Here is a 12455-nt window from a genome sequence, read left to right on the forward strand (position 1 = left end):
CCGGGATATTTCTTTCCAGACGAAGGACAGGCGGCGGCGCGGATCATGGCTGCGCCCCGATGCCGGCGGCGTGGCGAACGAGGTTTTCCGGTGTGAGCGCCGCACCCTCCAGCTCGGCGGCGATGAGCCCCTCGCGCATGACGATCACCCGGTCGGACATGCCCAGCACCTCGGGGATCTCGGAGCTGACCATGATCACCGACAGGCCCTGCGCCGCCAGCTCGGCCATGAAGCCATGGACGGCGGCCTTGGAGCCGATGTCGATGCCCTTGGTGGGCTCGTCGAGGATGATCACCTTGGGTTTCGTCGCCAGCCACTTGGCGATCACCACCTTCTGCTGGTTGCCGCCCGAGAGCGTCCCGACGTCCTGATCGAGCGCCGCGGCGCGCAGGTCGAGCCGTTCTGTATAGGTGCGCGCGAGGGCGAATTCCTCGCTGAGCCGCAGGAAGCCCCGGCGCGAGGTCTGCGCCAGCGAGGGCAGCGTGACGTTCTGGAAGATCGGCAGGCCGATCACCGCGCCCTGCCGGCCGCGGTCCTCGGGGACGTAGACGATGCCGTTTTCCACAGCCTCGGCGGGCGAGCGGATCACCCGCACCTGCCCGTCGATGCGCACCGCGCCCTTGCTGGGTTTCGTCACGCCGAAGAGTGCCTGCATGAGCTCGGAGCGCCCTGCCCCGACCAGCCCGTAGAACCCGAGGATCTCGCCGCGGCGCAGGGTGAAGTTGATCTCGTCGAACTCGGTGGGATGGGCGTAGCCGACCACCTTCAGCACCTCACCCCCGATGTTATGGGCACGCTGCGGAAAGATCTGGTCGACCGCGCGGCCGACCATCAGGCGCACCAGCTCGGCCTCGTCCACATCGGCGATCAGGCCCGAGCCGACGTGCTGGCCGTCGCGGAAGACGGTGAAGCGGTCGGCGATGCGGAAGATCTCGTCGAATTTGTGGGAAATGAAGAGGATGGCCCGGCCCTCGGCGCGCAACCGCTCGACCAGCTCGTAAAGCTCTTCGATCTCCTTGTGCGACAGCGCGGCGGTGGGCTCGTCCATGATGACGACGCGGGCATCGACCGAAAGCGCGCGGGCGATGGCCACGAGGTGCTTCGAGGCGATGCCGAGCTCGCGCAGCGGCATGTCGGGATCGAGATCGGCGTCGATGCGCGACAGGATCTCCTGCGCGTCCCTGCGCATCTTCGGCCAGTCGATCAGCCCGAAGCGCCCGCGCGGCGCATGGCCGATGAAGATGTTCTCGGCGACGCTGAGTTCGTCGAAGAGCACCGTTTCCTGGTGGATCGCGGTGATCCCCGCGGCGGTGGCATCCTGAGCGGTGGTGAACTGCACAGGCTGCCCGGCAAGGCTGATCGTGCCGGCGTCGGGCTGGTAGATGCCGGTCAGCGTCTTCACGATGGTCGACTTGCCAGCACCGTTCTCGCCCACCAGCGCGGTGACCTGGCCGGGGTAAAGATCGAGCGTGACGCCGTCGAGGGCCTTCACCCCCGGGAATGTCTTGGTGATCCCCTCGAGCCGCAGCACGGGCGCGGCATCCCCCGCCGCCGCGGCGACAGGTGGGGTGGTGAGGCTGACTTGCATCATGGCCCCCGGTGTCTGGGTTTGGGTGGGAGCCCGGCGCAGAGGCGCGCCGGGGCCGGGATCGGAGCAGGATCAGAAGATGCTCTTGAACTCGTCGATGTTGCTCTCGTCGTAGACGAAGGGGTCGGCCATGGCGCCCTCGTTGTTGTCGTCGAGGGTCAGCGTGCCCATGCGGCCCATGGGGATCTCGGCGCCCGGGGCGGCCTCGGCATCGCCGGTGGCCAGCTCGTAGGCGAGATAGGTCGCCGAGTAGCCCAGATCGATCGGGTTCCAGATGGCGAAGCTCTTCGATGCGCCGCTCTCGATCGCGCCGGCCATCTCGGACGGCAGGCCGAGACCGGTGACGTTCACCTGCCCGACCTTGCCGGCGTCCTCGACGGCGCGGGCGGCGGCGACGATGCCCACCGAGGTCGGCGCGATGATCGCGTCGAGATCGGGGTAGGTCTGCATCAGGCCCTGCGCCTCGCGGTAGGATTTGTCCGCCAGATCGTCGCCGTAGACCGTGCCCACCACCTCGATGCCCGTGTAGTCGCCCATCACCTTGTTCATCTCCTCGATCCAGATGTTCTGGTTGGTCGAGGTGGTGGTGGCCGAAAGCACCGCGACCTCGCCGCCCTCGGGCAGGTTGTCGGCGGCAAGCTTGATGATCATGTTGCCGATGAGCGGGTTCGACGAGGGGTTGAGGTGCATCTGACGGCCCTCGGGCGCGACGCCGCTGTCCCAGGAAATCACCGTGATGCCACGCTGCATCGCCTTCTTCAGGGCGGGTACCAGCGCGTCGGTGTCATTGGCCGAGACGGCGATTGCATCGACGTTCTGCGCGATCAGCGCGTTGATCACCTCGATCTGGCCCTCGGCGGTGGTGTCGGTCGGGCCGGTGTAGATCACCTCGACACTGCCGAGCTCGGCGGCGGCTTCCTCGGCGCCCTTGGCGGCGGCTTCGAAAAAGCCAATGCCGAGCGCCTTCACCACCAGCGCGATGCGCACGCTGTCCTGTGCCTGCGCGGCGCCGCCGGCCAGCAGCATCGCGGCCAGCGCGGTTCCTCCGAAAAGTCGTCTCGTAATGCCCATGGTATCCTCCCTGAATTTATGAGCGTTCACGTGTCGCGCGGTGCGGTCACCCTGCCCCGGCGGTTTTCGCCCGTCCCGTCTGCGCCACGATCAGCCGGATCTCGGCTGCCTCCAGCATCGAGGCGGTGCGGTCGGAAATCCCCTCGTCGGTGATGACGATGTCGATGCGCTCGAGCGGGCAGAGCACCAGGCTCGAACGGTTGTCGAATTTCGAGCTGTCCACGAGCACCACCAGCTCGTCGGCCTGATCGATCAGCTTTTCCTCGGCCTGAATGAGCAGCGGGTCGGCCTCCATCAGACCGATCGGCCCGAGCGCATGGGCGCCCATGAACATGCGCTTGGCGTAATAGTGGCGCGTCATGTCGCTCGCGAAGGGCGAAAGGATGATGTTCTGCTCGCGGTAGAGCGCGCCGCCGGGCAGCATCACCGTGTTCTTGGAGTTCTTCAGCAGGTGCTCGGCGATCGGAAAGCTGTTGGTCAGGACCTGCAGCCGGCGGTTGGCCAGCGGGTGCACCATCTGAAAGGTCGTGGTGCCGCCGTTGATGATGATCGCCTCGCCGTCGTCGCAGAGCGCGACGGCCTCGCGGGCGATGGCTTGCTTCTGGTCGATGTTGATCGACTGATTGACCGCGAAGGGCCGCCCGGCCAGCCCCGGCAGCGGCGGCGGGGTCAGCGCCTCGGCGCCGCCGCGCACCCGGCGCAGCCGCTTGGCGGCGTGCAGCGTGGCGATGTCGCGGCGGATCGTCGCCTCCGAGGTGCCGGTCAGCGACACAAGTTCCGACACCGTCACGATCGGCCGCTCCTGGACGGCGGAAAGTATGATCCTGTGGCGTTCCGTTTCGTGCATCTGGTCCTCCCGTTCGGTTCAGATTGGACGAATCCCCCCTCAAGTCAATCATCATTTTTCATATTCAATCATGCTGCGTCGCCGCATGATTGTTTTTGATCGTTTCTGGTTGACAGATCGCAGGGCGAGCCGCAGCTTTCTGGGCGAGGAGGCGGCCATATCGGACCGCGACAACGGAGGATCACCATGCTGGCAAAGCCCAAGGACCGCCTGCAAAATCTGTGGGATAGCGGCAAGGCTGCGGGGATGAACGAGCCCGAGAAGCTGCTCTACCGGTCCAACCTTCTGGGGTCGGACAAGCGAATCACCAACTACGGCGGCGGCAACACCTCGGCCAAGGTCATGGAGCGCGACCCGCTCACCGGCGAGCAGGTTGAGGTGCTCTGGGTGAAGGGCTCGGGCGGCGACGTCGGCTCGATGAAGCTGGACGGGTTTTCGACCCTCTACATGGACAAGCTGCGGGCTTTGAAAGGGGTCTACCGCGGGGTGGCTTTCGAGGACGAGATGGTCGGCTACCTGCCGCATTGTACCTTCAACCTGAACCCGCGCGCCGCCTCGATCGACACGCCGCTGCACGCCTACGTGCCCCGCGCCCATGTCGACCACATGCACGCCGACGCGATCATCGCCATCGCCGCCTCGAAGGATTCACAGGCACTGACTCGGGAGATTTTCGGGGACCGCATCGGTTGGCTGCCCTGGAAGCGCCCCGGCTACGAGCTGGGTCTCTGGCTCGAGCAATTCTGCCTCGAGAACCCCGAGGCGGACGGCGTCGTGCTGGAAAGCCACGGGCTCTTTACCTGGGGCGACACCGCCGAGAGCTGCTACGCCACCACCATAGACATCATCAACGAGGCCATCGGCTGGCTCGACGCGAAGACCGAGGGCGTGCCCGCCTTCGGCGGCGCCAAGCTGCAGAGCCTTGCCCCCGAGGCGCGGCGCGAGGTCGCGGCGACGCTGATGCCGGCGATCCGCGGCTTGGTGTCGGGCAACCAGCACATGGTCGGCCATTTCGACGACCAGGAGGCGGTGCTGGACTTCGTCAACTCGAACGCGCTCGAGACGCTGGCCCCGATGGGCACCTCCTGCCCGGATCACTTCCTGCGCACCAAGATCGCGCCGCTGGTGGTGGATTTCGACCCTGACAAAGCGGATCTGGACGCCGTACTGGCCGGCCTCCCCGCCCAGGTCGAAGCCTACCGCGACAGCTACGCCGCCTATTACGCCCGCTGCAAGCGGCCCGACTCCCCTGCCCTGCGCGACCCTAACGCGGTGGTTTATCTCGTTCCCGGCGTCGGCATGATCACCTTTGCCAAGGACAAGGCGACGGCCCGCATCTCGGGTGAGTTCTACGTGAACGCCATCAACGTGATGCGCGGCGCCTCGGCGGTCAGTGCCTATCAGGGCCTGCCCGAGCAGGAAGCCTTCGACATCGAGTACTGGCTGCTCGAAGAAGCGAAGCTGCAGCGCATGCCGAAACCGAAGTCGCTGGCCGGTCGCGTGGCGCTGGTTACGGGCGGCGGCGGTGGCATCGGCGCCGCCACCGCAGAGCGACTGCTGCGCGAGGGCGCCTGCGTGGTGTTGGCGGATATCGACCTTGCGGCAGCGGAAAAGGTGCAGGAACGACTTTCCAGTGTCTATTCCAGCGATGTCGTGCGCGCGGTGGCGGTCGACGTGACGCAAGAGGACGCGGTTGCCAGAGCCTATTCAGAGACTGCCGTAGAGTTCGGCGGAGTCGATATTCTTGTCTCGAACGCGGGCATCGCATCGTCGGCGCCGGTGGAAGAAACCTCGCTCGCGCTCTGGAGCCGCAACATGGATATCCTCGCCACCGGCTACTTCCTTGTCTCGCGCGAGGCTTTCGGGCTGCTGCGCAAGCAGGGGCTGGGTGGCTCCATCGTCTTTATAGGGTCTAAGAACGGCCTCGCGGCCTCGCCCAATGCCTCGGCCTATTGCACCGCCAAGGCGTCGGAGCTGCACCTGGCGCGCTGTCTTGCGCTGGAAGGCGCCGAGCTCGGCATCCGGGTGAACGTGGTGAACCCCGACGCGGTGCTGCGCGGATCGCGCATCTGGGAGGGGGAATGGCTCGACCAGCGCGCCTCGACCTACGACACCGACAAGGCGGGCCTCGAGGAGATGTACCGCAACCGCTCGATGCTGAAGCGGTCTGTGCTGCCCGAGGACATTGCCGAAGCCGCTTATTTCCTGGCCTCGGACCTTTCGGCCAAGTCGACAGGCAATATCCTCAACGTCGATGCGGGCAACAAGGAAGCCTTCACACGATAAGTCTCTAATTCGGCGGCACGGGCATCCCGCGCCGCCTCTTTCACGCCGTCCGGGAGAGGCGGCACGGGAGGATTACATGATCGACAGCGATCTCATCGCCGCGCAGAACGCGGAGCGCGCCGAGGCGCTCACCTACGACTACGAGGCCCTGGGCGCGCAGCTTGCCCGCCGCGGCGTCGATATCGACACTATCAAGCGCAAAGTCGCCGCTTATGGCGTGGCCGTGCCGAGTTGGGGCGTGGGAACCGGCGGGACGCGCTTTGCCCGGTTCCCCGGCGGCGGCGAGCCGCGCGACATCTTCGACAAGCTCGACGACTGCGGCGTGATCCACCAGCTGACCGCGGCCACGCCCACCGTTTCGCTGCACATCCCCTGGGACAAGCAGGACCCTGCTGCGCTGCTTGAAAAGGCCGCCTCGCTGGGCTTGGGGTTCGATGCCATGAACTCCAACACCTTCCAGGACCAGCCTGGCCAAAACCTCAGCTACAAGTTCGGCTCTTTGTCGCACACCGATGCGGCGGTGCGGGCACAGGCGATCGAACACAACCTCGAATGCATCGAAATCGGCTCGAAACTGGGGTCCAAGGCTCTGACGGTCTGGATCGGTGATGGGTCGAACTTCCCTGGCCAAACCGATCTGACGGCCCAGTTCGAGCGCTATCTCTTGGCGATGCAGGAGATCTACAAGGGTCTGCCCGAGGACTGGCGGCTGTTTTCCGAGCACAAGATGTTCGAACCCGCCTTCTATTCCACCGTCGTGCAGGACTGGGGCACGAACTATCTCATCGCCAGGGAACTCGGGGAGCGGGCCTTCTGCCTTGTCGATCTTGGCCACCATGCGCCGAACACCAATATCGAGATGATCGTCGCCCGGCTGATCCAGTTCGGCAAACTTGGCGGCTTCCACTTCAATGACAGCAAGTATGGCGACGACGATCTCGACACCGGGAGCATCGACCCGTTCCGGCTGTTCCTCGTGTTCAACGAGTTGGTCGCGGCCGAGGGCAAGAAGGGCTTTGCGCCCGCCCATATGCTCGACCAGTCGCACAACGTCACCGACCCGATCGAGAGCCTTGTCTCCTCGGCCAACGAGGTCCGCCGCGCCTACGCGCAGGCGCTGCTCGTGGACCGCGCCGCTCTGAAAGGCTTCCAGGAAGAGAATGACGCGCTGATGGCCGCCGCGACGATGAAGGCCGCCTACCGGGTCGACGTGGAGCCGATCCTCGGCATGGCCCGCCTCGAGGCCGGCGGGGCAATCGATCCCGTTGCGACCTACAGGGCGTCGAACTACCGCGCGCGGGTCTCCGCGGAGCGGCCCGAAGTCTGTGGTGCGGGGGGCGGGATCGTCTGATCCGGAAAAACCCCGTTTCTGAAGCAAATTTCCCGTCCCGGCAGCGAAATCTGCCGGGTTTTTTCGTTGTGAGTCATGCAGTTAGAGCAGATTCGCGGCCGATTTTCGCCCCTAAACCCCTGATTCGTGGGCAAATCCGGCCGAATCACCCCCAAAAATCCGGATTTTGGCACGCACCCGATCATCAGCTTTCTGAATCCGCGTCGCGTGGCTTTGGCATTGACACCGCGGCGCGTTCAGCTTGGTGAAACCTGTTGGCCCCCTGCCCCGACTTCTGCTCCGATCCCCGCCAGGTCACGCGGCAATTGCGCCTCCTGCGACGAAGGCCCGGCCGAGGCTGCAGCATTCGCTCGGTCTTGGCAGAGCGACTCTGGGTAACCCATGGGTTACCCAGAGTCGCGCAGCACTCGTCCTTGGAGCGCCTCCCGCTGGATCGGGCCAAAGATACCTCCCATCTGGGCGGTGGGAGTTCACGCCCCACGCGAGCACCAGAAGCGCGCGTCATCGCCCCGAGATGGCCGCCAATGCTGCCGTGTACCCACCCAAGCAAAAGGCCGGTAACCCGTGGGTTACCGGCCTCTCATCCCCTTTGTTTTCGGGTCGGGTTACCACTCCCAACCCCGTAACCCATGGGTTACCCGTCGCGCAGTGCCGCCTCGAATGCCTCGACTGCGCGCTGCAACCGCTTGCGGTCCACGGAGGAGAAATCGATCTCCGACAGGATGCGGCACTCGCCCTTGCGCGCGGTGACTTTCGACAGCCCGACATGGAATTCGTACTTCACGCTGCGCTGCCGCGGCGTGTCCTGGGACTTGGCCTCGGCCCGCTCGGCGCTTTGCACGAACTTCTTCAGGATCTCTGCCTGTTCTTCGGCCGAACTCACGGTGGACAGTACGCTGCGCAGCGCCCCTACCCGCTCCGGCGCCGCCTGCAATTTGCGCGCCACGTCGACGCCGAGGTTCCGCGAGACGGACTTGGGATACGGCAGCGCCTCGTCCAGTTGCTCGAGGAGATAGACAAAGCTTCGGATATACGAGCGCTTCATCTTGTGCAGCGATGCGTAAATGCGCCCGACGAGTTCCTCGGCGCCCATGCCATCGAGGCCGGAATCCTGCGCCGCGGTGATCGCGACCTGCGCCATCTCGGCAAAGCTCAGGTCCTCGCGGATCACGTTCTCCTCGACCATGTCGATGTAGAGATCGATCCGCGTGCCCGCTTCTTCCGCCACGCGCGCGACCGCCTTGGCGAAACGGGCGTCGCCGGTCTCTGTGAGAAGCTGTTCCAGAGCCGTGATCCGGCGCCACCCCTTTTTCAGCTGGTAGCCGTTCTCGGTGCGGTAGACCTCGATCGGCTCCTTCTGACCGCGCTCGCGGATCGAGGCCTTGAGTTCCTCCATCTCGTCGGAGGTCGCCACGCCGGTGAGGTCGAGGCGGTCGCGCGGAAGATCGTCGGTGCGGATGTCTTCGAGCGGGATCGCGACCAGCACGCGGCCTTCTTCCTGCGCAAGGCGGAAGGCCTTGGCATCGGTCGCGTTCTGGCGCCGCTGCTCCACGAGGTTCTCGGTGCTCTCGGTCATGCTGCTTGCCGCCTCGCGCACCGCGGCCCCCATCGGGCCCACGTCGCGGCGGCGCGGCTTGACCTCTGCGGTCTCGATCGGACCGAAGCCGAACTTGTTCTTGCTGCTCATGCTTCAACCTCTTCCTTGGCGTTTTTCGCTTCCCAGGCGCGCAGCACCACTTCCTTGAACTCGTCGTAGGCCGAGTCGAAGCTCTGGCGCGCCCGCTTCCATGTCTCGCGGGTCATTTGCCGATAGTCCTGCTCGTAGACCGACTGCTGGAAGCGGCCGGACTGTTCGACCGCGCGTGTCATCTCGATGGCGTGCTTGCAAACGTCAGCGCCGAACACGTTCCGGAAGGCATCCATCATCGCGACGTGAAGCGGGTTGGACTGCTCGAAGCGGGTCATCAAGAGGCGCACGTCGTCGAAGCGCTTGGGCAGACGGATGCCGGCATCCTCGGCGACCTTGGCGAAGCCGTCCGAAATATCCTCGAGCGCGTCGCCGAGCTGACCGAGGAAGCTGGTGGTCGAGTCATATTCCCAGTAGCCGGGGCCCGACGGGATATAGAGGATGTCGGCGGCAAAGGCTGCGTTCAGAGACTGGTAGCCGATGGCCGGCGGGCAGTCGAAGATGATGAGGTCGTATTGATCCTCGGGCAGCTCGTCGAGGTAGCGCGACACGCAGCCGAAGAAGCTCCAGGCCTTGTGCATGGCGCGGTACTGCGCCGATGCGAACTCGACGAAGGCGGCGTTGGCACAGGAGGGGATGATGTCGATGGTCGGCCAGGCGGTCTTCTGGATGAAGTCCTGGATGCGCTGCGCGCCGATCGATTGCACGTCCTCGGGCAGCTCGTCGGCGGTGGGGTAGGGGCAGTCGGCCGGATCGTCATAGGCCGCGGCGATACGGTCTGCCTCGCGGCAGAGGTCGCGGCACATGATGCCCCAGACCGTGTTCCACTCCTTGACCTCGGTGAGCCCCATGGAGTGAGTCATCGTGGCCTGCGGGTCGAAGTCGATCACCAGCACGCGATAGCCGTCGAGCGCCGCTGCATTGGCCAGGTGTTGAGCCACGACGGTCTTGCCGACACCGCCCTTGAAGTTGGAGACCGCAACGCGCATCGCCCGGCCGCCGGGGCGGTGGGGCAACAGCGGCTTGCCGCGGAAGCGCAGGCGCCGGCGCAGCTCGTTGATCTCCTGCAGCGAGAACCAGCGCTGGCGCCCGTCCTCTTCTACGGTGCCCTGCGGCAGCGAGGGGTCATCGGCCAGTTTCTTGCGCAGCGTGTCCGCGGGCACGTCGAACATGAAGTGGCTGATCTCCCAGATGGAGAAGGGGCGCAGGATCTTCTCCTCGGCCGGGGAGAAGGTCGCGCGGCGCACCGCAGCCTGCTGCGCAAGGCTGCGTTCGTTCATGGATTGAAGGTCGGAATGATCTCTCATGAGCCTGCTCGTGTTTTCTGATACTGTCCCTTCAATAACGCGAATTGCGGAAAGGGCAAAACCCAGAGTTCGCATTTCTCGTATTTTGGCGAAGATTTTCAGGATTACGGGATTTCTGCACCGTCCAAGGCGTGGACTCGGTGACAGCTCTGGGGCCAAAATGGTGGATAAGGTGACAATCACCCCCCATAATGGTGTCACCATGCCTGTCACCCATTACCAATAAACCGATTTTTTCCAAATAAATTTGGATAAGGGTTCCGGTCCCGCTTTTTTGTCCACATTGACAAACGACGGGAAAATCGAGCAGTCTCGAAGCCAATGGGGAATCGGCCAATGAAGCCGGACCCGAAGCGGCGGCAGAGCAGACGAACATGGACTTCAAACGATTTACGGGACCTCAGGCAGGATCCCAGAAATATGACCTGTTGACGGCCTTGGCCCTTGCCGGGCTGAACGGATCACCGGGATTCCAGACCTCGATGCTGCGTCTCGTGGCGCTTGTCACGGCGCGCTACAACTGGCGGAACGACGAGCTGACAGTCGGCCAGCGCGAGATGGCGCGGCTCTGGTCGGTCGATGAGCGGACGGTGAAACGTGAGATCAAGCGCCTGACAAAAACCGAGATCCTGCTCCAGCTCAGGCCCGGCGTGCGGGGCAGGGTGGCCGCCTACCGGCTCAATTATTCCGAGGTCTACCGGCTTTCTGCGCCGCATTGGGAGAACGTCGGCCCCGATTTCTCTGCCCGCATGGAGGTCCAGCACCCAGAGCCTGCCGCCACTGGCGAAAAGGTTGTCCGCGTCGATTTCGGTGCGCGTGCGGCGGAAACTCCCGCGCCGAGCGCCGACAGCGGCCCCTGGTCGCGCACGTTGGCACGGCTGGCGCAGAGCGATCCCGGGCTGCACCGCAGCTGGTTCTCGGGCCTCGTCTTCGACGAGTTCGAGCAGGGGCTGCTGATGCTCAAGGCGCCGTCGGCCTTTGCGGCGCAATACGTGCTGACCCACCACCTGCGCCCGCTGCAGGGCATGGCCGCGCAGGAGTTTCACGGCCTGCGCCGCATCGAGATCACCGGCTGACCTCAAGGCGTGTCGAGGCGCTGTCTTCTAGGGTCAGGTGTCTCGGGGGTGGGGCCTCGCTTCTCTCGGCGCCCGTCGCGCGCGTCCGGTCTTCCACGAGTCGCTCCCCCGCATCCAAGATGCCCCTGCGGCATCTTCTCAAACCACTGATAAATAAAGCTCCTTTCGGTCACTGACACAGGGCGCTTTACAATAGTAATAAAGTAATACTTAATATTCCAAGGACCTGAGGAGAGGTCCATGGGAGGACATCATGAACATTCTTAAGAGCTTGCTCGCAAGCGCCGCTATCCTTGTGCCCGCCGCCGCCATGGCCGAGGGCGAAACCATCGGCTTTTCGCAGATCGGATCCGAATCCGGCTGGCGCGCCGCCGAGACCACGGTCACCAAGCAACAGGCCGAGGAGCGTGGGTACGACCTGAAATTCGCCGACGCGCAGCAGAAGCAGGAGAACCAGATCAAGGCGATCCGCGGCTTCGTCGCGCAGGGTGTCGACGCGATTTTGCTCGCGCCCGTGGTCGCCACCGGCTGGGAGGACGTGCTCGAAGAGGCCAAGGACGCCGACATTCCGGTGATCCTGCTCGACCGCAACATCGATGCGCCGGAAGATCTCTACATGACCGCCGTGACCTCGGACCAGGTGCACGAGGGCATGGTGGCCGGCAATTGGCTCAAGGACGCCGTCGCCGGTGAGGAATGCCCGATCGTGGAGCTTCAGGGCACCACAGGCTCGTCGCCCGCGATCTCGCGCAAGAAGGGCTTCGAAGAGGCCATCGCCGATGCGCCCAATCTCAAGATCACCCGCAGCCAGACCGGGGATTTCACCCGCGCGCAGGGCAAGGTGGTCATGGAGAGCTTCCTCAAGTCCGAGGGCGGCGAGAACATCTGCGCGCTCTATGCGCATAACGACGACATGGCGGTGGGCGCCATCCAGGCGATCAAGGAAGCCGGGCTGAAGCCGGGCGAGGACATCAAGATCGTGTCGATCGACTCGGTGCCGGACATCCACCTTGCCATGCAGGCCGGCGAGGCCAACGCGACGGTCGAGCTGACGCCGAACATGGCAGGCCCGGCCTTCGACGTGCTGGAAGCCTACTGGAAGGACGGCACCATGCCACCGAAGTGGATCCAGACCGAGTCCAAGCTCTACACGAGCGACGACGACAATGCGGCCATTTACGAGAGCAAGAAGAATCTCGGATACTGACGCTGCGCGGCGGGGGCAGGACCCCTGCCGAACGC

Annotated in this window: 9 protein-coding genes; 4 read left to right on the top strand and 5 right to left on the bottom strand. The window is 64.6% G+C overall.

From position 1 onward, the window contains the following. Positions 1-43: 43 nt before the first annotated feature. The 3 genes from CEW88_RS14170 to CEW88_RS14180 form a co-directional block, all read right to left on the bottom strand. A complete protein-coding gene (locus tag CEW88_RS14170) occupies positions 44-1588 on the bottom strand; it encodes a sugar ABC transporter ATP-binding protein (RefSeq protein WP_108969818.1) in 1545 nt (514 codons plus the stop codon). Positions 1589-1660: 72 nt separating this feature from the next. Continuing rightward, positions 1661-2659: a rhamnose ABC transporter substrate-binding protein gene (gene rhaS, locus CEW88_RS14175; protein WP_108968212.1), complete on the bottom strand. Its 999-nt coding sequence runs from the start codon at positions 2657-2659 to the stop codon at positions 1661-1663. A gap of 46 nt (positions 2660-2705) precedes the next feature. After that, entirely contained in the window at positions 2706-3506 is an 801-nt protein-coding gene (locus CEW88_RS14180; protein WP_108968214.1) for a DeoR/GlpR family DNA-binding transcription regulator, read from the bottom strand. Between the two features lie 186 nt (positions 3507-3692). On the opposite strand from CEW88_RS14180, the gene CEW88_RS14185 reads away from it, so the two are divergent. Then, the gene (locus CEW88_RS14185; protein ID WP_108968215.1) at positions 3693-5792 is read left to right on the top strand and encodes a bifunctional rhamnulose-1-phosphate aldolase/short-chain dehydrogenase; all 2100 of its coding nucleotides are present in this window, start codon (positions 3693-3695) and stop codon (positions 5790-5792) included. Between the two features lie 76 nt (positions 5793-5868). Beyond that, complete coding sequence (gene rhaI / locus CEW88_RS14190; RefSeq protein WP_108968217.1) at positions 5869-7143, top strand: L-rhamnose catabolism isomerase; 1275 nt, start codon at positions 5869-5871, stop codon at positions 7141-7143. Positions 7144-7777: 634 nt separating this feature from the next. Here rhaI and CEW88_RS14195 read toward each other — a convergent pair. Next, entirely contained in the window at positions 7778-8830 is a 1053-nt protein-coding gene (locus CEW88_RS14195; protein ID WP_108968219.1) for a ParB/RepB/Spo0J family partition protein, read from the bottom strand. Further along, entirely contained in the window at positions 8827-10137 is a 1311-nt protein-coding gene (locus tag CEW88_RS14200) for an AAA family ATPase (RefSeq protein WP_095883792.1), read from the bottom strand. Before CEW88_RS14200 ends, CEW88_RS14195 begins: the two co-directional genes overlap by 4 nt. A gap of 428 nt (positions 10138-10565) precedes the next feature. Here CEW88_RS14200 and CEW88_RS14205 point away from each other — a divergent pair, with 428 nt between their 5' ends. Both CEW88_RS14205 and ytfQ read left to right on the top strand, forming a co-directional pair. Next, positions 10566-11213, top strand: a complete 648-nt coding sequence (locus CEW88_RS14205) for a hypothetical protein (protein ID WP_254694510.1) — start codon at positions 10566-10568, stop codon at positions 11211-11213. 253 nt (positions 11214-11466) lie between these two features. Next, the gene (gene ytfQ, locus CEW88_RS14210) at positions 11467-12420 is read left to right on the top strand and encodes a galactofuranose ABC transporter, galactofuranose-binding protein YtfQ (protein ID WP_108968223.1); all 954 of its coding nucleotides are present in this window, start codon (positions 11467-11469) and stop codon (positions 12418-12420) included. The last annotated feature ends 35 nt before the right edge of the window (positions 12421-12455 follow it).

It is taken from the genome of Alloyangia pacifica (genome assembly GCF_003111685.1).
GTDB lineage: Bacteria > Pseudomonadota > Alphaproteobacteria > Rhodobacterales > Rhodobacteraceae > Salipiger > Salipiger pacificus_A.